The following is a 21939-nucleotide window of genomic DNA, read 5'->3' as shown; positions in this document are numbered from 1 at the left end:
CGGAACAGTCTAGGCGGGACCCCCGACAGCGGACCGGGCGAGCACCGCCAGGTCCGTGTGGTCGGCGAACACGCCGTCGAGTCCGGTGCGGATGACCGAGGTGAACCAGCGTTCCCAGTCGCCGAAGGCCGCGACGTCCCCGCCGCGACGCAACGGCGACGGCAGGAACCGGTTCTCCGGCCGGAGGGTCCACGTGTACACCGCGAGCCCGGCGGCGTGGGCACGGTCGACGATCGCGCTGCGCACCGGCGTCGGGTCGTCGAGCGCGACGCTGTCCACGCCGGCCATCAGGGTGCCGAGGTCGACGCTGATGCCGTGGAACTCGGTTGCGAACGACGCGAGCGCGTCCTCGGAGCGCTCGGCGGCGTAGGTGGGGGCGAGCGCCCCGTGGGACGCGACCTCGTCCGCGGCGCTGCCACGGGCCTCCTGGAGGTACACGAGCCGACCACCGGTCGCCCGCTCGCGCAGGTCCCGCAGCACGCCCTTCTCGAAGCTCTCCACCGTGAGCCGCTCGTCCTGCCGCCACCCGGCCTCGCCGAGCGCGGCGTCGACGAGCTCGCCCATCGGGAACCCGGCGCGGTCGAAGGACGCGGCGTGCTTGACCTCGGCGACGAGCCCGACCGGGCGGGGCGCCGCGTCGAGGATCGCGAGCAGGTCGACGAACCGCAGGATCGGCTGCGCGCCGTCGTGCTCGGCGGATCCCGGGCGCAGTGCGGGCAAGCGCTCGCGGGTGCGGAGCGTCTGCAGCTGCGCCCACGTGAAGTCCTCGGTGAACCAGCCCGTCAGCGTCTGGCCGTCGACGGTCTTCGTCGTGCGCAGGTGCCGGAACTCGGCGTGGTCGGCGACGTCCGTGGTGCCCGAGACCTCGTTCTCGTGCCGGAGCACCAGGACGCCGTCCTTCGTGGGCACGAGGTCCGGTTCGATCGCGTCGGCGCCGAGTTCGATGGCCAGGTCGTACGCGCTCCGCGAGTGCTCGGGGCGGTAGCCGGACGCGCCGCGGTGGGCGATCACGAGGGTCATGGCGCGACCCTACTTGCCCGGGATGACGAGCGGGCCACCTGTGTCGCGGGACACACTCGTCGCGCCGGGGACCGCCGTTCCCAGCGCCGACGCCGAGCATCACCGCATGACCGTCCGATCGCTCTCCACCGCCGTCGAGGCCCGGATCGACCGGGCCGCACGCCGTGTGCTCGACGCCGGGCACCGACCGCACCGACCCGTCCGCGTGTTCGTCACCGAGTTCCTGGTGTTCGGTGCGAAGCAGGCCTGGGCGTGTGCGTTCGGGGCGCTGCTGCTCGCGACGATGGCCCTCGGGCACCTGACCGTGCCGGCCCCGATGCGGAACGACGTCCTGACGACCGCGGCCGTGCTGCTGCAGGTCGGCATGCTCGTGTTCGGGCTCGAGACCGTACGGGAACTCCGGGTGGTGGTTCTGTTCCACGTCGTCGGCACCGTGATGGAGGTGTTCAAGACCCACATGGGCTCGTGGACCTACGAACCCGGAGGGCTGCTCGTCGTCGCCGGGGTGCCGCTGTTCTCGGGGTTCATGTACGGGGCCGTCGGGTCGTACATGGTCAGGGTCCACCGGCTGTTCGACCTGCGGTTCGACCGGTACCCGCGGCAGTGGCTGCTGGCGGTCGTCGCGGGCGGCGTCTACCTGAACTTCTTCGGACACCACTTCGTCGCCGACGCAAGGTACGTCCTGCTGGCGCTCGTGCTGCTGCTCTTCGCCCGCACCACCATGGACGTCCGGATCCACCGGGCGACGATGCGGATGCCCGTGCTCGTCGCGATGGGGTTGGTGGCCGTGTTCGTCTGGGCAGCCGAGAACGTCGCGACCTGGGCCGGGGCGTGGAGCTACCCGGCGCAGCTCGCCGCCTGGCACCCGGTGGCCCCGACGAAGATCGTGGCGTGGTTCCTGCTCATGACGATCTCGGTCGCGCTCGTGACCTGGTTGCACCCGGCGTCACCCGCGGGCTCCCCGCGCTCGACGGCGGACTCTCGACGTCTTCGAGGCGCGCGTGCAGCGGGCGACCCTAGGCTTCCCTCGTCGGGGCCCGCTGGGCCCGCGTCCGCTCGCCGCGAATCCTCAGCCTTCCGCGACCGAGCGCACCTAGGCTGAGAGGACTCGAATCTCCTAGGAAGAGGACACCATGGCCTTCAAGCCCGGTTTCGACCAGTCCCCCGCCTTCAACGCACAGGGGGCAAACACCTGGGGCGGGCGCGGTGCTGGTCAGCAGCAGGCCGGCTGGGGACAGACCCCGCAGCAGGCACAGGGCGGCATGACCCCCGAGCAGCTGCAGTACATGTACGACCGCCCGACTGCGTCCCCGGTGGACACCGACCGCATGTCGTACGAAGACACCATCGTCAAGACGCTGCTCGCGTTCGGCGTGCTCGTCGTCGGTGCGGTGGCCGGTTGGAACCTGCCGCCGGCCGTCTGGGTCGTCGGCGCGCTCGTCGGGTTCGTCCTGGCGCTCGTCAACACCTTCAAGAAGAAGCCGTCGCCGGGTCTGATCCTGACGTACGCGTTCTTCGAGGGGCTGTTCGTCGGCGGTATCTCGAACTACTTCCAGACTGCGTTCCCCGAAGCTGACGGCATCGTCGCGCAGGCGGTGTTCGGCACGCTCGGTGTGTTCTTCGTCACCCTGCTGCTGTTCCGCTCCGGCAAGGTCCGCGCGACCCCGAAGGCCACGCGCTTCTTCCTGATCGCGATGGTCGGGTACATGGCGTTCTCGCTCGTCAACCTGGTCCTGATGTGGACCGGCGTGACGCAGAGCGCGTTCGGCCTGATGGGCGTGACGCTCTTCGGCATCCCGCTCGGTGTGCTCATCGGCATCTTCGTGGTCGTCATGGCGGCGTACTCGCTGATCCTCGACTTCGACCAGATCAAGACCGGTGTCGAGCGCGGCGCACCCCGCATCTACGCCTGGACCGCGGCGTTCGGCCTGATCGTGACGCTCGTCTGGCTGTACCTCGAGATCCTGCGCATCCTCGCCATCATCGCGAGCAGCTCGCGCAACTAGAACCACCGCACACACGAAGGGCCCCGGCGCTGCCGAGGCCCTTCGTCGTTCCCGGGCCGGTGGTCGGCGACGGCCGGGGCGGTGGCGGTGGCGGGAGGCAGTGGCGGTGGCGGCGGCGGCGGCGGTCCCGGGTGGTCACAACACCCCGCCGGTCGCCCGCCGAGTGGTCACGAAGCGTCGCCGGAGCCGGGGCCAGTCGACACTTCGTGACCCCTCGGCACCGGGCCCGCGGGGTGTTGTGACCACTCAACGACCCCGTCAGCACCGCCCGCCGCTCCGGCAGCGCCCCCGGACGCACGAAGGCCCGGCGCGCGTGACGCGTGCCGGGCCTCCCGTCGCTCAGGGGAGTCCTACTCCCACTCGATCGTCCCCGGCGGCTTCGACGTGACGTCGAGCACGACCCGGTTGACGTCGGGCACCTCGTTCGTGATGCGGTTCGAGATCTTCGCCAGGGTGTCGTACGGCAGACGCGTCCAGTCGGCGGTCATGGCGTCCTCGGACGAGACCGGACGGAGCACGATCGGGTGCCCGTAGGTCCGGCCGTCGCCCTGCACGCCCACGGAGCGGACGTCGGCGAGCAGCACGACCGGGCACTGCCAGATCTCCTCGTCGAGGCCGGCCGCCGTGAGCTCTTCGCGGGCGATCTTGTCGGCGGCCCGGAGCAGTTCCAGCCGGTCCTTCGTGACCTCGCCGACGATGCGGATGCCGAGGCCGGGGCCGGGGAACGGCTGGCGACCCACGATGACCTCGGGCAGGCCGAGCTCGCGACCGACCGCACGGACCTCGTCCTTGAACAGGGTGCGCAGCGGCTCGACGAGCTCGAACGTCATGTCCTCGGGCAGGCCGCCGACGTTGTGGTGCGACTTGATGTTCGCGGTACCCGCTCCGCCGCCGGACTCGACGACGTCCGGGTAGAGCGTGCCCTGCACGAGGAACTTGACCTCGGCATCGGAGTCGGACGCCTGGGCCTCGAGCACGAGTGCCTCGGCTGCGCCTTCGAACGTGCGGATGAACTCGCGCCCGATGATCTTGCGCTTCTGCTCCGGATCGCTGACACCGGCGAGGGCGTCGAGGAACTGCTGCTCGGCGTCGATCGTGATGAGCCGGACACCGGTGGAGGCGACGTAGTCCTCTTCCACCTGCTTGCGCTCGTCGGCACGCAGGAGCCCGTGGTCGACGAAGACGCAGGTGAGCTGGTCACCGACGGCCTTGTGCACCAGGGCTGCGGCGACGGCGGAGTCGACACCACCGGAGAGTCCGGCGATGACCCGCGCGGAGCCGACCTGCTCGCGGATGCGGGCGACCTGCTCCTCGATGACGTTGCTGGAGTTCCAGTCGCCCGGCAGGCCCGCGGCACGGTGCAGGAAGTTCTCGAGGACGGCCTGGCCGTACACGGAGTGCTTCACCTCGGGGTGCCACTGCACGCCGTAGAGCTTGCGCTCGTCGGACGCGAACGCTGCGACGGGTGTGGATGCGCTCGAGGCGAGCACCTCGAAGCCGGCCGGGGCCTTCGCCACGGAGTCGCCGTGCGACATCCACGTCACCTGGTCTGCCGGCTGGTCGCCGAGCAGGGTGCTGGTGCCGGGCGCGAGCGTCACGTCGGTGGCGCCGTACTCGCGCAGACCGGTGTTCGCGACCTCGCCGCCGAGGGCGGTCGCCATGGCCTGGAAGCCGTAGCAGATGCCGAGCACGGGGACGCCGAGGTCGAGGATGTCACCGTCGAGCGACGGCGCACCTGCTTCGTAGACGGACGACGGACCGCCGGACAGCACGATGGCCGCCGGGTCCTTGGCGCGGATCTCGTCCGCGGTGATGGAGTGCGGCACGATCTCGCTGTAGACGTTCGCTTCTCGGACCCGACGCGCGATGAGCTGCGCGTACTGGGCCCCGAAGTCGACGACGAGGACGGGACGCTGTTCGGTCTCGCTCACCGAGCGGCCTCCTTCTCACGCTGCTGGGCAGCGATCAGCTCGTGGTAGGTGTCCATGGCCTTCTGCTGCATACGGTGTTCGACCACGAAGGACATGAACGGGATGATGCCCCCGAGGGCGATGAGCAGGAAGCGCGACGGCCTCCAGCGCATGATGCTCCACAGACGGAAGTCCGTGAAGAGGTAGAGCACGTACAGCCAGCCGTGGGCGATGAGGATCGCGATCGACAGGTTGAACGTGCCCGGGGTCTCGCCCGCCGTGCCGTTGGGCACGAAGAACGGGCCGTTGCCGAGCTGCATCTCGAGCTGCAGCGGCGTGTACTTGATGATGACCTCGACCACCAGGGCGAGCAGCAGCACACCGGTGATGTACGCCGAGACGCGGTACCACTTCACCGCCCCCGGGATCTTGGGGATGTCACGGGTTCGGACGGTCAGGGCCATGCCGGCAATCCTACCGTCGGAGCGCGTCGGCTTCGGTGGCGAGCAGTGCCTCGCGCTCCTCTTCCTGCTCGCGCTCCCAGGCGTCCTTGACGAACCGGTACCAGAGGAACACGGCGAAGCCCGCGAAGACGACCCACTCGATCGCGTAGAACAGGTTGAGCCAGTCGAACTGGACCTCGCGTGACGGAGCACGGTCGGCGATGGTGCCGAGGTCGGCGGCCTTCGCGGTGGCACCGTCGGCGACGACGTACCCCAGGTACATGCGGTCGTCGAAGGCCTGCCAGGTGTTCACGAACCGTGCGGGCGCGACGGCCGAGTACTCGGCCTTCTTGTAGGCGTCCTGGTCCGGGGACTCGGCCGGGTAGTACCGGCCCTGGATCGTGAGCGTCTGGCCGTCCGCCAGGCGCTCGCCCCCGGCGACGGCGGCCGACCGCTGGTCGGACCACCCGATGACGACCGGGAGGCTCGCCCCACCATCCGAGTCCACCAGGTGCCCGACGGTCTGGTACTTCCCACCCCCGGTGCGTCCGGTCAGCACCGTGGTGTCGTCGGCGACGAAGGTCCCCGTGACGGTCACCTTCTGCCCGGCGAGGCTCTCGCTGACGGGGCGCTCCGGAGTCGTGACCGCCTCGAGCGTGCGGCGGGTCTCGGTGGTCGCCGGCAGGGGCTTGCCGTTGGCGATGGACCGCTCGAGCTGCCACTTGCCCAGCCCGGCGAACACCGCCGCCAGCACGAGCGCCAGCAACAGCAGCGCGATCCACCTCGGTCGTCGGGCAACGGCCCACATCTGTATCAGTACTCCGGATCGCGCTGTCGGACCGGGCGTTCGGGGCGCTCGGCGGGGATCTCGACCGGCGACGTCACGGGTGCGGACGTCGGCTCGGACCCCTCATTGTCTCGCTCGTCCCTGCCAGCGGCCTCCACGAGGGCGAACTCCTCGGCGAACTGGCGATCCCGCTCGGCCTTCCGTGCCGCGGCGGTGGCGTCCGCCTCGGCCTCGGCTGCTTCGGCGCTCTCGGCGGCGGCTGCCGCGGCGACGGCACGTCGGCCGCCCAGGCGTCCGCGCAGGCGGATGAGCCGGCCCGGGCGCACCACGAGGCGGCCGATCCGCTCCGAGTTCACCGCGAGCAGCGGCCCGAGGACCGCCATGCAGAGGACGTAGAGGCCCGCGAAGGCGGTGATCCGCGCCTCCAGCCCGGCGGCAGCCGACAGCGTCGCGAGGATCAGCGCGAACTCGCCGCGGTTCACCAGGATGACGGCGGTGTTGATGCCCTGCTGGACGTTGAAGCCGTTCATCCGCGCGACGATCTGGCCGGCGACCGCGTTGAGCACGATGGTCATCCCGATGGCGCCGAGGACGGGCCAGAGCACCTCGCCGAAGGTCGACAGGTCGAGACCGAGCCCGAAGTTCACGAAGAAGAACGCCGCGAAGACGTCGCGCATCGGCAGGGCGAGCTGTTCGATGCGGTCGCGGTACCGGGTCGCTCCGCAGAGCAGGCCGATGACGAAGGCGCCGATGGCGTCGGTCACACCGAGCAGGTCGCCGATGCCGCCGAACATGACCGCGAGTCCGAAGAACAGCACGGTGAACAGCTCGTCGTCACGCGTGGCGAAGATCTTCGAGACCCACTTGCCTGCGAAGCGCGCGAGCGTGAACATCACGATCAGGAACCCGAACGCCAGGGCCAGCTTGCCGACGACGGCCCAGAGGTTGGTGTCGCCGGACAGCACGACGGAGACGATCGCCAGGTACACGGCGATGAAGACGTCCTCGATGACGGTGACGCCGAGGATCATCGGGGTCTCGTCGTTCGCCAGACGGCGGAGTTCGATGAGGAGCTTCGTCACGATGGCGCTCGACGACGTGGCCGTCATGCCCGCGATGATCAGGGCTTCACGGGTGCCCCAGCCGAGCGAGAACCCGAAGGCGAACCCCACGCCCATGTTGATGACGACGTAGGTGCCGCCCGACACCAGGAGCTTGCCGGCGTTGCCGTAGAACTCCTCTTGGTCGAACTCGAGCCCGAGGTTGAACAGCAGCAGGATGAGCCCGAACGTCGCGATGAGCTCGATCGTGTGGGACTCGACGCTCAGCCCGAACCACGGCGTGTTCGGGCTCGCGACGAGGCCGACCACCATGTAGATCGGGATGGCCGGCAGACCGATGGTCTTGCCGAGTCGGCCCAGGACGTAGGCGATGACGAAGAGCACACCGATGGTGAGCAGCTCACCACCCAGGTGCATGCGCTAGCTCTTCCGCGGGGCCTCGGCCGAGGCGGCCGCAAGCTCTCCGCTGCGGTAGAAGGAGAACGCCTTGGCGACCTTCTCGGGGGATCCGGCCACGACGATGGTGTCACCGGGGAAGACGACGAAGTCCGACGAGGGCGCCGGGTTGGCGCTGTCGCCACGGACCACGGCGACGACGGTCAGGCCGATGAAGCCCGAGTCGTGCAGGTCACCGAGGGGCTTGCCCGCGATGGCGTCGTCGTAGTCGACCGAGAACCAGTCGATGGACAGCCCGGGGATCTCGTCGAGCTTGTCGAGGCCCTCGGTGATCCGGGTGCCGCCGAGCAGTTCGGCGAGGGTGTGCGCTTCGTCTTCGCTGAGACGGAGCGAGACCTTCTCGGACTTGTCCGCGCCGTCGGAGACGTCGGCGAACGAGATGAGGTCGGAGTGCCCCGACCGGTGCGTGATGACACCGCACTTGCCACCGTCGTCGGTGTAGAAGCTGTGCAGCACGCCGACTCCGGGGAGTTTGACGCGATGGACGTCGACCATGATGGCTCCCTCTTCGAGTACCCCGATGATAACCACCCGGTGACCCCGCGCATTCCGCGCACTACTGTTCTGTGGATGGGGAGAACACGGATCGTCGTGGCCGTCGTCGGGGTGCTGGTCGTCGCGCTGTACGCGGCACTGCTCGCGCTGAACGCACTGGTGCTGGACCCGCTCGCCGCGGTCCCCGGTGCGAGCCTGGCCGAGATCCACGCCGAGCTCTCGGAGCAGGGGTTCTCGGTCGGGGCGGACATCGCGACCGTCGTGGGGATCGCCGTCGTCGGCGTCCTGTTCGCCGCGGGACTGTCGGTGCTGCTGCTCATCACCCGGGCGAGGGCGCACGTCATCGCGGCGGTGCTGCTCGCGGTCGTCGTGATGGGGACGCCGATGTCGTTCGTGGCGGCGTTCGCCCTGCAGATGGACGTCGCAGATGCCTACGGGGTCGGCGGCGGTGCCCACACGATCTGGTCGGGCGTGATGTACGTGACGAGCCTCGTCGCGCTGATCGGGATCCCGGTGGTGCTCGTGGTCGGCCAGGCGGTGCACGTGCGCCGTGCGGCCCTGCGGTCGCGCGCCGTCTGACGGACGCACCACGGGCCTCCAGTCCGGTCTTCCGTCCTTCCGGTCTTCCGGTCTTCCGGTCTTCCGGTCTTCCGTCCTGGAGGCGCGGGTGGACTCCGCAAGACGCCGTCGTCTCGTCGAGACGCCTCGTCCACCGCGAGACGCCGCCTGATCTGGCGGCGTCTCGGCGACCAGACGGCGTCGACCCGAGACGACGGCGTCTTACGCAACCCGCAGACGCCGGCGTCTCGGTGACACGACGGCGTCTGCGGGCCTCCTCACTCCGGCTCGCTCGTCTTCTCGCCGATGACCTGCTCGTCGGACGCCTTCGCGCCCTCCGCGCCGTCCGAACGGCCGCCACCCACGACCACGTCGTCCTCGTCGAAGCCGAACGCGATGTCCGGAGCCTCGAGCCGCACGCGGTCCGCGCTCTCGTCGTCGGGCTGCAGCTGCGACTCCCGTTCTGCGGCGACGCGCTTCAGGTAGTTCGCGACCTCGTGCTCGGTCGTCTCCTGGTCCCACCCGAGCACGTCCGCCATGAGCTTCGCGGCGACGGGCGCCGCTGACTCGCCGCGGTCCCAGGCCTCGATGGAGATGCGGGTGCGGCGGGCGAGGACGTCCTCCAGGTGCAGGGCGCCCTCGTGCGAGGCGGCGTACACGACCTCGGCGCCGATGTAGTCGTCGGCCCCGGGTAGGGGTTCGGCCAGCGCGGGGTCCTGCTCGACGAGCTGCAGCACCTCGGTCGCGAGGGTGCCGTACCGGTTGAGCAGGTGCTCGATCCGGACCTTGTGCACGTTGCAGCTCCGTGCGGTGCGGGCGCGTCGGTTCCACGCGGCCGGGTAGCCCTCCGCGCCGAGGAGCGGGATGTCCTCGGTCGTCGACTCCGGGATCCTGCCGTCCATGGCAGCGACGGCCTCGTCGATCGCGTCCTTGCCCATCACGCGGTACGTCGTCCACTTGCCGCCGGCGACGACGACGAGCCCGGGCACGGTGTGCGCGACGACGTGTTCGCGGCTGAGCTTCGACGTCTGGTCGGACTCCCCCGCCAGCAGCGGGCGGAGGCCGGCGTAGACGCCCTCGACGTCCTCGCGGGTCAGCGGGACGGCGAGCACCTTGTTGACGTGCTCGAGGATGTAGTCGATGTCCGCCGCGGTCGCCGCCGGGTGCGCCTTGTCGAGGTACCAGTCGGTGTCGGTCGTGCCGACGAGCCAGTGCCGGCCCCACGGGATGACGAACAGGACGCTCTTCTCGGTGCGCAGGATCATGCCCGTGTTCGACTGGAACCGGTCGCGCGGGATGACGAGGTGCACGCCCTTCGACGCCCGCACCTTGAACTGCCCGCGGGTGCCGATCATCGCCTGGGTGTCGTCGGTCCAGACACCGGTGGCGTTGACGACCTGCTTCGCGCGGATCTCGAACCGCTCACCGGTCTGGATGTCGTGGGCCTGCGCGCCGACCACGCGCTCTCCGACCTTGATGAACCCCTCGATGCGGACGCGGCTCGCCGCCTCGGCACCGTACGAGGCCGCGGTGCGCACGAGCGACGCGACGTAGCGCGCGTCGTCGACCTGGGCGTCGTAGTACGTCATGCCGCCGACGAAGGCGTCCTTCTTGAGCCCGGGCATGTTCCTGAGCACCTGCTTCCGGCTGAGGTGCCGGTGGTGCGGGACGCCGGGCGGACGGCCGCCGGACCAGCTGAACACGTCGTACATCGCCATGCCGATGCCGATGTAGAAGCGCTCCCAGACCCGGTGGTTGAGCGGGTAGAGGAAGCGCACGGGCTTCACCAGGTGCGGGGCGATGCGCTGCAGCAGCAGCCCGCGTTCGATGAGGGCTTCGCGGACGAGTGCGAAGTTGAGCTGCTCGAGGTACCGGATGCCGCCGTGCACGAGCTTCGACGAACGGCTCGACGTCCCCGAGCCCCAGTCACGGGCCTCGACGATGCCGACGCTCAGGCCGCGGGTCACGGCGTCGAGCGCACTGCCCGCACCGACGATGCCGCCGCCGACGACCAGGACGTCGAGCTCCTTGCTCTTCAGCGTCTCGATCGCGGCCGCACGTTCGTCCGGTCCGAGCTTCGCCGTGGGGTCGAACCCCACGCCGGGCGCGACGTCACGCGGACGTCCGGCCGTGCTGGTCTGCTTCGTCGTGCTGGACTTCGCCATCGTCGCCTCCGGGTCACGGTCGGCGCCGTGGCGTCACCCGGAGCAGTGTCCGGGTGCCACCGTCACTGGTGGTACGGCGCCACGACCACTTCTACTCGCTGGAACTCCTTGGCGTCGGAGTATCCGGTCGTCGCCATCGAGCGGCGCAGGGCACCGACCAGGTTGGCGCGGCCGTCGTGGGTCGGCGTCGGGCCGTTCAGGACGTTCTCGAGCGGGGCGATCGTGCCCACCTCGACCCGGCGGCCACGCGGCAGCTCGGGGTGGTGCGCCTCGGCACCCCAGTGGTAGCCGCCACCCGGGGCCTCGGTCGCACGGGCCAGCGCGGTGCCGAGCATGACGGCGTCGGCGCCGACGGCGATGGCCTTGACGATGTCGCCCGCGGTGTCGAGCCCGCCGTCGGCGATGACGTGCACGTAGCGGCCGCCCGACTCGTCGAGGTAGTCGCGACGGGCACCTGCGACGTCCGCGACGGCGGTGGCCATCGGGGCGTGGATGCCGAGTGCGGCACGGGTGGTCGACGCTGCGCCGCCACCGAAGCCGACGAGCACACCGGCGGCACCGGTGCGCATGAGGTGCAGCGCCGACGTGTAGGTCGAGGCACCGCCCACGATCACCGGGACGTCCAGCTCGTAGATGAACTTCTTGAGGTTGAGGGGTTCCTCGGTCTGGGAGACGTGCTCCGCCGAGACCGTGGTGCCGCGGATGACGAACAGGTCGACACCGGCGTCGACGACCGTCTTCGAGAACTCCTGGGTGCGCTGCGGGCTGAGCGAACCGGCGACCGGCACCCCGGCTGCGCGGATCTCGGCCAGGCGGGCGGTGATGAGCTCGGCCTTGATCGGCTCGGAGTAGATCTCCTGCATGCGCTTCGTGACGTTGCCGTCGGTGAGCGACTTGATCTCGTCGTAGTACGGGGTCGGGTCCTCGTAGCGGGTCCACAGGCCTTCGAGGTCGAGCACGCCCAGGATGCCGAGCTTGCCCATCTGGATGACCGTCGCGGGCGAGGACACGGAGTCCATCGGTGCCGACAGGATCGGCGACTCGAACGTGAACGCGTCGATCGACCACTGCACGCTGACGTCGCGCGGGTCACGCGTCCGCCTGGAGGGGACCACCGCGATGTCGTCGAACGCGTACGCCCGACGTCCGCGCTTGCCTGCACCGATCTCGACTTCGCTCACCAGGACAGCCTACCGGGCGGGCTCTGCGGCGTGCACGGGCCGGACGGTGCGGACGGCCGGCAACCTCGCACCGTGCAGCCGTCACGGCGGAGCCGTCAGCGCGGGCGGCGCGGGGCTCGTCGACGTTTGCGGAGCACCCGCAGCACGAAGCCGAGCAGGAGCGCGAGCACCACGAGGACGACGAGGAGCACAGCCGCGACCTTGACGAGCAGCGCAGCACCGACGAACAGCGCGATGAAGACCACCCACACCAGGGCGTCCATCGCGCTCACCGACAATCTCTGCACCTGCGGAACGATACCGACCCGCGCGGGGCGAGTAGCGCCTCCTGGCCGGGTGCGACGGGCGACGCCGTCGTCAACGGAAGACGCCGTCGTCAACGGAAGACGCCGTCGTCAGCGCAGGACGCCGCCATCCCGACGAGACGCCGCTGGATTCCGAGGCGTCTCGACGGGACCGCGGCGTCGACGGAACACGACGGCGTCATGCGACCACAGTCACCCGACCAGACGCGATCGGACGCGACCAGAGGCGAGCCGCGCCTCCGGGCGGGTACAGGAGCGGGGCCGTGCGGCGCGAAGCGACCACGCACGGCCCCACCCGTCACGGATACCACCCCCACAGCGGTACCCGTAGCCGACGACAGCGCTAGCGCTGTGCGTCGACGTCCTTGGCGAGCGTCCCCAGGTAGAGCTCGATGACCTTGGGATCGTCAGCGAGTTCCTTCCCGGTGCCCGAGTACGCGTTCTTCCCCTGGTCGAGCACGTACCCACGATCGCAGATCTGCAGACAGCGTCGCGCGTTCTGCTCCACCATGATGATCGACACACCGGCCTTGTTGATCCGGCGGGTCCGCAGGAACGTCTCGTCCTGACGCACGGGGGACAGTCCGGCGCTCGGCTCGTCGAGCAGCAGCACCTTCGGGTCCATCATCAGCGCCCGGGCCATCGCGACGGACTGCCGCTCACCGCCCGACAGCGATCCGGCCCGCTGGTTCCGCCGCTGGGCGAGGATCGGGAACAGGTCGTAGATGACCTCGAGCCGCTCGGTGAACTTCCGGGGCCGCAGGTACAGCCCCATCTGCAGGTTCTCCTCGATCGACAGCGACGGGAACACGTTGTTCGTCTGCGGCACGAAGCCGACACCGGCCTGCACGAGCTTGTTCGCCTTGAGGTTCGTGATGTCGTCACCCTGCAGGGTCACCGAGCCTTCGCGGATGGACACGAGCCCGAACAGCGCCTTGAGGAGCGTCGACTTGCCCGCCCCGTTCGGCCCGATGATGCCGATGAGCTCGCCCGGGTAGCAGTCCAGGTCGCAGCCGTTCAGGATGTTCACGCCCGGCAGATACCCGGCGACGAGGTTCTTCGCGCTGAGCACCGGCTCGCGTTCCAGTGTGGCCGCCGGGGACGGACTGGAGGCACTGCTCGCGTTCGTGGGGTCCGCCTGGTCCGTCATCGGGTCGTCTCCTCTGCTGCTGCGTCCGCCGCGTCTTCTTCCGCCACTTCCTCTGCCAGTTCCTCGAAGGTCTCCTCGGTGAGGAGCGAGTCGTCACCCAGGTCGGTGTCGTGGTGCGCACCGAGGTAGGCGTCGATCACGGCCTGGTCGTCCATCACCGTGTCCGCCGGGCCCTCGGCGACGACCTTGCCCTCGGCCATCACGACCACCCAGTCCGAGATGTGCCGGACCATGTGCATGTCGTGCTCGACGAACAGCACGGTCATGCCGTCGTCGCGCAGGGACTGGATGTGCCCGAGGAGCGACTGGGTGAGCGCGGGGTTCACGCCGGCCATCGGCTCGTCGAGCATGATCATCGTCGGGTCGGACATCAGCGCCCGGGCCATCTCGAGCAGCTTCCGCTGCCCGCCGGACAGCGAGCCCGCGTAGTCGTCGGCCTTGGTGTCGAGCTTGAACCGGGCGAGCAGGTCCTCGGCCTTGGCCGTGATCTCGCGCTCCCGCTTCGCCCACACCGGCTTGACCAGGGCGGCGAAGAAGTTCTCGCCGGGCTGGTCGCGGGCGCCGAGCAGCATGTTCTGCATCACGGTGAGCCGCGACAGGGCCTTGGTCAGCTGGAAGGTGCGGACCATGCCCTTGTTCGCGATGTGCGTCGCGCTCGTCTTCTGCAGCGTGGCGCCGTTGAACTGCGTCTTCGCACCGGGGCTCGGCTTGTCGAATCCGGTGAGCAGGTTGAAGAACGTGGTCTTGCCGGCGCCGTTCGGGCCGATCAGGGCGGTGATGGAGCCGCGCTGGACCTCGAGGTGGTCGACGTCCACGGCGGTCATGCCCCCGAAGCGGCGGGTGACGTCGTCGACGGTGAGGATCGGGTCGGCCTTGGGGTGGCCGTAGGTCTCAGACACTGAACGTCAGCTCCTTCTTGTTGCCGAGCAACCCCTGTGGACGGAACACGATGAGCAGCATGAGCGCGACGCCGACGAGCACGTACGAGAACTGCTCGGCCTGCTGTGCGTTCATGATCGAGTCGGGGATGAAGTCGCCGGCCAGCGTGCGGATGAAGAGCCGGACGACGAAGAAGAGCACGGCTCCGAGCACCGGTCCGAACACCGTCGCCGCGCCACCGAGGATGAGCGCCGTCCAGATGAAGAACGTCATCGAGCGGCCCATGGCGTCCGGTTGCACGGAACTCGGCAGGACGTAGATGATGCCCGCGATCGCACCGAGCGCCCCACCGAACACGAGCGCCTGCATCTTGTACGAGTAGACGTTCTTGCCGAGCGAGCGGACGGCGTCCTCGTCCTCGCGGATGGCCTTCACCACCCGGCCCCACGGGCTGCGCATGAGCAGGAACAGCACCAGGGTGAACAGAGCGACCATGGCCCACGCCGCGATGCGGATCCACCAGCCGTTGACGCCGTTGTTGGCGTACGTGAACCACAGGATCGTGGTGGTGCCGTCGGGCAGTGGGCTGAGGGCGGTGAACGGGTCGCGGTAGCTCGACCCGGTGATGCCGTTCGAGCCGCCCGTGGTCGAGGTGAGCAGGCTCGAGCGGCCCACCATGCGGATGATCTCGGCGCCGGAGATCGTGACGATCGCCAGGTAGTCGCCGCGCAACCGCAGGGTCGGGACGCCGAGGATGATCGCGAACACGATCGAGACGAGCAGGGCGATGAGCACCGCCATCACGAACGGCAGTCCGTTGGTGATCGAGATCGCGAAGCCGTAGGCCCCGAGCAGCAGGAACGCCGCCTGGCCCATGTTCACGAGCCCGGTGAGCCCGAAGTGCACGTTCAGGCCGATCGCGGCCAGCGCGAACGCCGCCGTGGTCGGGGCGAGTGCCTCCTGGGTGAGCGAGGACAGCAGGTTGAGGATGTAGTCCATGCGCGTGCTCCCTTAGCCGATCCGCTCGGCGCGGCCGAAGATGCCCTGCGGCCGGAACAGCAGGATGAGGATGAGGATGACGAGGGCGGTGGCGTACTTGAAGTCACCGGGGAGCACCAGGTTCGTGAGCTCCACGACGACCCCGATGATCATCGAGCCGACCAGGGCGCCGTACGCGGTACCGAGGCCGCCGAGCGTGACCGAGGCGAACATGAGCAGGAGCAGCTGGAGCCCCGTCTGCCAGTTCACGCCGTTCAGGACGAGCCCGAGCATCACGCCGGACAGGCCAGCCAGACCGGCGGCGAGCGTCCACACGAAGCGGATCACCCGGTCGACGTCGATGCCGGAGGCCGCGGCGAGCGCCGGGTTGTCCGACACGGCGCGGGTGGCCCGACCGAAGCGCGTCTTCGCCAGGAAGAGCCCGGTGGCGACGAGGACCACGAGCGCGATCCCCATGGCGACGTAGGACTGCACCGTCAGGGTCACGCCGGCGAACCGCACGGTCTCCGGGTTGCCCTGCTGGATGCGGACCGTCGAGGCGCCGAAGAAGTACTGGAACGCGTACTGGGCGGCGATCGACAGCCCGATCGTCACGATCATGAGCTGCGTCAGGCTGATGCGTCGGCGCCGGAGCGGGCGCCAGATCGCGGCGTCCTGCAGGTACCCGGTCGCGGCGCACAACAGCGTGACGACGATGCCGGTGACCCAGATGTTCCAGCCGAGCTGGTTGGCGAAGACGTACGCCAGCAGACCGCCGAGGGTGACCTGCTCACCGTGCGAGAAGCTCGACAACCCCGTCGTGCCGTAGATGAGCGAGAGCCCGATGGACGCCAGCGCGATCAGCAGGCCGAGCCGGAGCCCGGATGCGAACTGCTGCCAGGCCCGCTGCATGCTCACACCCGACGAGTCGGACGAGGTCGTCGCGCCCTTCTGGTCGGACAGCTGGAAGATCTGCCCGACGTTGGCGTTCAGCGTCGCCTGCACCTTCCGCTCGGCGTCCGCGGCGTTGGTCAGGTACTGCCCCTTCGGCAGGGTGCCCTGGTCGACGCTCACCGTGTACTCGCCAGCGGTCTCGACCTTGACGGACCAGCGGCCGTCGGCGTTGGTCGTAGCCGTCTGGTCGAAGCCGCTCGGGCCGGTCACGTCGACGTCGACGCCCTCGGCCGGATCACGCTCGGAGTCGGTGATCGTGCCCTGGATGCACCCGTTGTCGGGGCTGACGGTGCACGCCTGGCTGGTGGCCGGAGCCGACGTGGCACTGAAGGCCGGCAGGGTGACCGCCCAGTCGATCAGGAAGGTCGCCAGGAACGCGGCCACGAGCACGGCCGCGAGGACCGGTCGTCGTCGTGTCTGGCGGAGGCGGAACAGGCGCGGCTGCGCCCGTCCCGGAGGAGTGATGGATCCCACGGAAGAGCCTCTCGTTCGGATGACGAGGAACCTATGGGGATTTTGTGACACCCGTGTTTCCAACACGTTCCCTGTGTGATTCGTACCCGAACTGTGACGTTGTGGAGGAATGCTCCGAGGCGGGCGCGATCCGTGCCTCCAGGCGGAATGCGGCGACAGCCGCTCGCGTTACCATGTCCTATCCGGAACCCGTCGTCGTGTTCCCGGTGTCTCGACACTTCACTCGCCCACGAAGGGGACCCATGGACCAGCCGGATCCGTTCGGATTCATCGGACTCACGTACGACGACGTCATGCTCCTGCCCGGGCACACCGACGTCATCCCGAGCGAGGCGTCCACCGCGTCCCGGCTCACCAAGCGGATCTCCGTCAACGTCCCGCTGCTCTCCGCTGCGATGGACACCGTCACCGAAGCCCGCATGGCGATCGCCATGGCGCGCCAGGGCGGCATCGGGATCCTGCACCGCAACCTGTCCATCGAGGACCAGGCTGCCTACGTCGACAAGGTCAAGCGCTCCGAGTCGGGCATGATCACCAACCCGGTGACCACCACCCCGGACGCCACCGTGGCCGAGGTCGACGCGCTCTGCGGCCAGTTCCGTGTCTCCGGCCTGCCGGTCGTCGAGCAGGACGGCACCCTCGTCGGCATCATCACGAACCGCGACATGCGCTTCGTGGCCACGTTCGAGCAGGCCACCACGTACGTGCGCGACGTCATGACGAAGACGCCGCTGATCACCGCGCTCGAGGGCATCGACCCCGAAGAGGCGATCGCCATCTTCGCCCAGCACAAGATCGAGAAGCTGCCGCTGGTCGACGCCGAGGGCAAGCTCCGCGGCCTCATCACCGTCAAGGACTTCGACAAGAGCGAGCAGTACCCGGACGCCACCAAGGACGACGAGGGCCGGCTCCGCGTCGGTGCCGCGATCGGCTTCTTCGGCGACGCCTGGCAGCGCGCCGAGGCCCTGCGTGACGCCGGCGTCGACGTGCTCGTCGTCGACACCGCCAACGGCGAGAGCGAAGGCGTGCTCGACATGGTCCGCCGCCTCAAGGCCGACCCGACGTTCGACGCGATCGACGTCATCGGCGGCAACGTCGCCACCCGCGCGGGCGCCCAGGCGCTCATCGACGCCGGTGTCGACGCCGTCAAGGTCGGTGTCGGCCCGGGCTCGATCTGCACCACGCGCGTCGTCGCCGGTGTGGGCGTGCCGCAGGTGACGGCCGTGTACGAGGCGTCCCTCGCCGCACGTGAAGCCGGTGTGCCGATCATCGCCGACGGTGGCCTGCAGTACTCGGGCGACATCGCGAAGGCCCTGGTCGCCGGTGCCGACACCGTCATGCTCGGATCACTGCTGGCCGGCACCGACGAGTCCCCCGGTGACCTGGTGTTCGTGGGCGGCAAGCAGTTCAAGGCCTACCGCGGCATGGGGTCCCTCGGGGCCCTGCAGACCCGCGGCAAGAAGACCTCGTACTCGAAGGACCGCTACTTCCAGGCGGACGTGCCGAACGACGACAAGCTCATCCCCGAGGGCATCGAGGGCCAGGTGCCCTACCGCGGCTCGGTCGGCAACGTGGTCTACCAGCTCACCGGTGGGCTGCGGCAGTCGATGTTCTACGTCGGCGGTCGCACGATCCCCGAGCTGAAGGCCCGTGGCAAGTTCGTCCGCATCACCGCGGCGGGGCTCAAGGAGTCCCACCCGCACGACGTCCAGATGGTCGTCGAGGCGCCGAACTACCGCAGCTAGCCCGCGGGCCGGGCCGGTTCTGGTCCGCAAGACGCCGTCGTGTCGTTGAGACGCCGCCGAATCCGGCGGCGTCTCAACGCTTTCCGGGCGTGGTTCGGAGACGACGGCGTCTTGCGACTCCTCCACAGGCGGCAACGGCCTGGAGGCTCTCCACCGGTCCGGTGTGCGAGTCGCCTCGCGCCGTGGTCGCGTTCCATGCTGCGGGGATGAACGCGCTCGCCCGGACAGCACTGGTCCGTGTCCCGTCGGCCCTGCACGAGCCGGTACGCCTGTTCCACGGCGCCGCCGTCGAACGTCCGGAGTGGGAGGCGCTCTCACCCCTGGAACGCCGGCGACTGTTCGTCCGCGCACGGTACGGGTCTCTGCAGTCCGAGTGCGTCGTCTCGGGGACCTCGGCCGCGGCGCTCTGGGGCTTGCCTGACTTCGACGCGACCGACTGGCGGCTGCACGTGATCGACGTCCGGCTCGACAAGACGCACACCGGTCGAGGCGTCGTCCGTCACGCTGGGCGGATCCGGAACGGCGAACGCGTCGTGGTCGACGGGATCCCGACGACCTCGCTCGACCGGACCGTGCTCGACATCGCGCGTCGACAGTCGTTCACCCACGCCGTCGTCGTGCTCGACCACGTGCTCCGGTCTGCCCTGGTCGGCCGCGAAGGGCTCGTCGCCGCACTCGACGCGCTCGGACCACCCGGGCGCCTGCGCGGATGCCGACAGGCTGCCGCCGCGATCGACTTCGCCGATGCCCGTGCCGAATCGCCCGGCGAGTCGATCAGCCGCGTCACCGCCGGTGACCTCGGGGGTCCTGCTCCGGAGCTGCAGCGCGAGTTCGAGACACCGCTCGGCAGGTTCAGGACGGACTTCTGGTGGCCCGACGCCGGGGTGATCGGGGAGTTCGACGGTCGCTTGAAGTACGACGACCCTCGAGCGCTGTGGGACGAGAAGAACCGTGAGGACGCGCTCCGACGGGATCCCGAGGTGCGCGGGTTCGCGCGGTGGACGATGCGGGAGGCTGCGGATGCACGAGCGCTGGCTGCGGTGCTGTCGGCTGCCGGGCTCCCCTTGTTCCGCGCAGCACCGATCAGCGCACGTCGCCAGCCGGGCTCGTGAGCAGCGGCTGGCGGGCAGCGCGAGACGCCGTCGTGTGGGTTGGGCGCCGCCGAGTCCCCGAGACGCCGCCGAATCCGGCGGCGTCTCGCGAGCACCGCGGCGTCGGAGCAGCACGACGGCGTCTTCACCCCCGTCTCCCCCCGTCCCCCGCAGCTGCGTTCCCCGGCGGTAGTGTCGCGGCATGGTCAGCGCTGTCTCCCACACCACGATCGACTCCCGCGATGCCTACGCCCAGTCCGAGTGGTGGAAGCAGGTGCTCGGGTACGTGGACCTGCCCGACGACCCGAACGCTCCGGGGCACGAGGAGTGCGAGATCACAGCACCCGATCGATCGCACACGGTGCTGTTCCTCCAGGTGCCCGAGACGAAGGCCGTGAAGAACCGGATCCACTTCGACCTGCGCCCCACCGACCGCACCCGCGACGAGGAGATCGAGCGGCTCCGCGGCATCGGTGCCGTGGAGCTCGCCGACCTGCGCCACCCGGACGGCGGATGGGTGGTCTTCGCCGACCCGGAGGGCAACGAGTTCTGCGTCCTGCGGTCCCAGGCCGAACTCGACGAGGAAGCCGGACAGCAGAGCTGACCGGGCCAGCACGGCTGACCGGGACAGCACGGCTGACCGGCCCGCCGTCCACCGGCGCGCCCCCGGGCCTCCCGAACACCCTGCCGGACCATCCGCCTGGCGCAGGTCAGGGCACCACGCCGGCACCGCAGCTCCTGCACGGATGCCTGTCCCCACGCACAGGAACGTCACGGCTCGGTAACGAAACACCTTTGCGTACCGCCCCGTCACACGGGCGAAACACATGGACCCTACGTTTCTCGACATCCAGTGGAGGCGTCGCATTCACCCGAAGCGGCACAGCCTCCGCGCAGAGAAAGGGCTCCACGGATGATCAGAACCACCCGTGCCACCGCGGCACTGGCGTTGGCGGGCGCAGCAGCCGTCCTCCTCGCCGCGTGTTCCACCACCGGCAGTGCTTCCCCCTCGAGCTCGGCGTCGAGCGATGCGAAGAAGGATCCCGCCGCCAGCTGCAAGGCCCCCGACACCCCTGGCACGGACGCGCTGAAGATCGGCACGATCCTGCCCCTGACCGGTTCGCTGGCCTACCTGAACCCGCCGGCCGAGTCCGGTGTCGGCCTGGCCGTCAAGGACATCAACGCCGCGGGCGGTGTCCTCGACAAGGACGTCACGATCGACCCGGCGACCGACTCCGGTGACAGCAACGACATGACCGTGTCGAGCTCCGCGGCGACGAAGCTCGTCAACGCGAAGGTCCCGGTCGCGATCGGCGCCGAGTCCTCGTCCGTCACGCTGAACGTCATCGACCAGCTGACCAGCAACTGCATCGTCGAGATCTCGCCGGCGAACACGGCGAGCGACCTCTCCGGGTACTCGTCGTACTACTACCGGACCGCACCGCCGGACTCGGTGCAGGGTTCCGCGCTCGGTCAGCTCGTGACCGGTGACGGCAACGCGAAGGTCGCCTTCCTGGTCTTCAACGACACGTACGGCACCGGCCTCCGCAACTCCGTGCAGGCCGCGGTCGAGGCTTCGGGCGGCCAGGTCGTCTACGGCGGCAAGGGCGAGGGCCAGGAGTTCCCGCCCGGCCAGACCACGTTCTCGTCCGAGGTGACCGCGGCACTGGCCCAGAAGCCCGACGCGATCGTCGTCCTGGCCTTCGACGAGACGAAGTCGATCATCCCGGAGCTCGTCTCGCAGGGGAACGACGCGAAGATCTACATGTCCGACGGCAACACGGCGGACTACTCGAAGGACTTCGACAAGGGCACCCTGAGCGGCGCCCAGGGCACCATCCCCGGTGCCTCGCCGAAGGACGACTTCAAGAAGCAGCTCGCCGCGTTCTACAAGGACTCGTCGGGCAAGACGCTCGCCGACTACTCGTACGCGGCCGAGTCGTACGACGCCACGGTCCTCGCCGCCCTCGCTGCGGTGAAGGGCAAGGGCACCGACTCCGGCACGATCCAGGCCAACATGGCTGCGGTGTCGGGAGCTGACGGCGGCACGGAGTGTGCGACGTTCAAGGAGTGCAAGACGCTCCTGGACGACGGCAAGGACATCCACTACACCGGCCCGTCCGGCATCGGTCCGTTCGACGACAACAACGACCCGTCGAGCGCCTACATCGGCATCTACAAGTTCGACGGCGACAACAAGCCCGTCTACCAGAGCGCCATCCAGGGTGCGGTGAAGAAGTAGGGTTCAGCCCAGCACCGCTCGCGAAAGCGACAGGCCCCC

20 protein-coding genes are annotated in these 21939 nt (G+C 69.4%); 7 read left to right on the top strand and 13 right to left on the bottom strand.

Going from position 1 to position 21939, the window contains the following annotated elements; all coding sequences use genetic code 11:
* Window positions 1-9: 9 nt before the first annotated feature.
* Complete coding sequence (locus BIU95_RS02430; RefSeq protein ID WP_042539763.1) at window positions 10-1020, bottom strand: glycerophosphodiester phosphodiesterase family protein; 1011 nt, start codon at window positions 1018-1020, stop codon at window positions 10-12.
* Between the two features lie 106 nt (window positions 1021-1126).
* On the opposite strand from BIU95_RS02430, the gene BIU95_RS02425 reads away from it, so the two are divergent.
* Complete coding sequence (locus BIU95_RS02425) at window positions 1127-2122, top strand: DUF817 domain-containing protein (protein ID WP_071250175.1); 996 nt, start codon at window positions 1127-1129, stop codon at window positions 2120-2122.
* Between the two features lie 31 nt (window positions 2123-2153).
* On the top strand, window positions 2154-3026 hold the full coding sequence (locus BIU95_RS02420) for a Bax inhibitor-1/YccA family protein (protein ID WP_017885465.1): 873 nt from the start codon (window positions 2154-2156) through the stop codon (window positions 3024-3026).
* 350 nt (window positions 3027-3376) lie between these two features.
* Here the strand turns inward: BIU95_RS02420 and guaA are convergent, their stop codons facing one another.
* Genes guaA through BIU95_RS02395 form a run of 5 tightly spaced genes read right to left on the bottom strand, consistent with a single transcriptional unit; the run spans window position 3377 to window position 8178 of the window.
* On the bottom strand, window positions 3377-4957 hold the full coding sequence (gene guaA, locus BIU95_RS02415; RefSeq protein ID WP_042539757.1) for a glutamine-hydrolyzing GMP synthase: 1581 nt from the start codon (window positions 4955-4957) through the stop codon (window positions 3377-3379).
* Entirely contained in the window at window positions 4954-5400 is a 447-nt protein-coding gene (locus BIU95_RS02410) for a DUF3817 domain-containing protein (RefSeq protein WP_042539755.1), read from the bottom strand. Before BIU95_RS02410 ends, guaA begins: the two co-directional genes overlap by 4 nt.
* Window positions 5401-5410: 10 nt before the next feature.
* The gene (locus tag BIU95_RS02405; RefSeq protein ID WP_071250173.1) at window positions 5411-6187 is read right to left on the bottom strand and encodes an SURF1 family cytochrome oxidase biogenesis protein; all 777 of its coding nucleotides are present in this window, start codon (window positions 6185-6187) and stop codon (window positions 5411-5413) included.
* Window positions 6188-6192: 5 nt separating this feature from the next.
* Complete coding sequence (locus tag BIU95_RS02400; RefSeq protein WP_071250171.1) at window positions 6193-7644, bottom strand: cation:proton antiporter; 1452 nt, start codon at window positions 7642-7644, stop codon at window positions 6193-6195.
* Window positions 7645-7647: 3 nt separating this feature from the next.
* A complete protein-coding gene (locus BIU95_RS02395) occupies window positions 7648-8178 on the bottom strand; it encodes a cation:proton antiporter regulatory subunit (protein WP_017885470.1) in 531 nt (176 codons plus the stop codon).
* A gap of 75 nt (window positions 8179-8253) precedes the next feature.
* On the opposite strand from BIU95_RS02395, the gene BIU95_RS02390 reads away from it, so the two are divergent.
* On the top strand, window positions 8254-8757 hold the full coding sequence (locus tag BIU95_RS02390; protein ID WP_042539852.1) for a hypothetical protein: 504 nt from the start codon (window positions 8254-8256) through the stop codon (window positions 8755-8757).
* Window positions 8758-9014: 257 nt separating this feature from the next.
* Here BIU95_RS02390 and BIU95_RS02385 read toward each other — a convergent pair whose 3' ends face one another.
* The 7 genes from BIU95_RS02385 to BIU95_RS02360 form a co-directional block, all read right to left on the bottom strand.
* A complete protein-coding gene (locus tag BIU95_RS02385) occupies window positions 9015-10901 on the bottom strand; it encodes a glycerol-3-phosphate dehydrogenase/oxidase (RefSeq protein ID WP_071250169.1) in 1887 nt (628 codons plus the stop codon).
* A 62-nt stretch (window positions 10902-10963) separates the two neighbouring features.
* A complete protein-coding gene (locus BIU95_RS02380; protein ID WP_017885473.1) occupies window positions 10964-12082 on the bottom strand; it encodes a GuaB3 family IMP dehydrogenase-related protein in 1119 nt (372 codons plus the stop codon).
* A 95-nt stretch (window positions 12083-12177) separates the two neighbouring features.
* On the bottom strand, window positions 12178-12369 hold the full coding sequence (locus tag BIU95_RS18080; protein WP_139179596.1) for a hypothetical protein: 192 nt from the start codon (window positions 12367-12369) through the stop codon (window positions 12178-12180).
* A 361-nt stretch (window positions 12370-12730) separates the two neighbouring features.
* Window positions 12731-13537: an ABC transporter ATP-binding protein gene (locus tag BIU95_RS02375; protein ID WP_071250167.1), complete on the bottom strand. Its 807-nt coding sequence runs from the start codon at window positions 13535-13537 to the stop codon at window positions 12731-12733.
* A complete protein-coding gene (locus BIU95_RS02370) occupies window positions 13534-14436 on the bottom strand; it encodes an ABC transporter ATP-binding protein (RefSeq protein ID WP_017885476.1) in 903 nt (300 codons plus the stop codon). The genes BIU95_RS02375 and BIU95_RS02370 overlap by 4 nt, the downstream gene beginning before the upstream one ends.
* Window positions 14429-15415, bottom strand: a complete 987-nt coding sequence (locus BIU95_RS02365; RefSeq protein ID WP_017885477.1) for a branched-chain amino acid ABC transporter permease — start codon at window positions 15413-15415, stop codon at window positions 14429-14431. The genes BIU95_RS02370 and BIU95_RS02365 overlap by 8 nt, the downstream gene beginning before the upstream one ends.
* A gap of 12 nt (window positions 15416-15427) precedes the next feature.
* The gene (locus tag BIU95_RS02360; RefSeq protein ID WP_231564098.1) at window positions 15428-16822 is read right to left on the bottom strand and encodes a branched-chain amino acid ABC transporter permease; all 1395 of its coding nucleotides are present in this window, start codon (window positions 16820-16822) and stop codon (window positions 15428-15430) included.
* Between the two features lie 242 nt (window positions 16823-17064).
* Between BIU95_RS02360 and guaB the strand changes: the two genes are divergently transcribed.
* From guaB to BIU95_RS02340, 4 genes are all read left to right on the top strand, one after another.
* Window positions 17065-18567: an IMP dehydrogenase gene (gene guaB, locus BIU95_RS02355; protein ID WP_071250165.1), complete on the top strand. Its 1503-nt coding sequence runs from the start codon at window positions 17065-17067 to the stop codon at window positions 18565-18567.
* A gap of 206 nt (window positions 18568-18773) precedes the next feature.
* Complete coding sequence (locus BIU95_RS02350; protein ID WP_071250162.1) at window positions 18774-19679, top strand: hypothetical protein; 906 nt, start codon at window positions 18774-18776, stop codon at window positions 19677-19679.
* A gap of 181 nt (window positions 19680-19860) precedes the next feature.
* Window positions 19861-20262: a VOC family protein gene (locus tag BIU95_RS02345; RefSeq protein ID WP_071250160.1), complete on the top strand. Its 402-nt coding sequence runs from the start codon at window positions 19861-19863 to the stop codon at window positions 20260-20262.
* A gap of 309 nt (window positions 20263-20571) precedes the next feature.
* Window positions 20572-21900 carry an ABC transporter substrate-binding protein gene (locus BIU95_RS02340; RefSeq protein WP_071250158.1) on the top strand — a complete coding sequence of 443 codons (1329 nt, stop codon included), beginning with the start codon at window positions 20572-20574 and terminating at the stop codon, window positions 21898-21900.
* Window positions 21901-21939 lie beyond the last annotated feature (39 nt).

The organism is Curtobacterium sp. MCBA15_007 (assembly GCF_001864905.1).
GTDB classification, from domain to species: Bacteria; Actinomycetota; Actinomycetes; order Actinomycetales; family Microbacteriaceae; genus Curtobacterium; species Curtobacterium poinsettiae.
The sequence above is the reverse complement of the archived record's forward strand: the minus strand, read 5'-3'. Positions and strand labels throughout refer to the sequence as shown.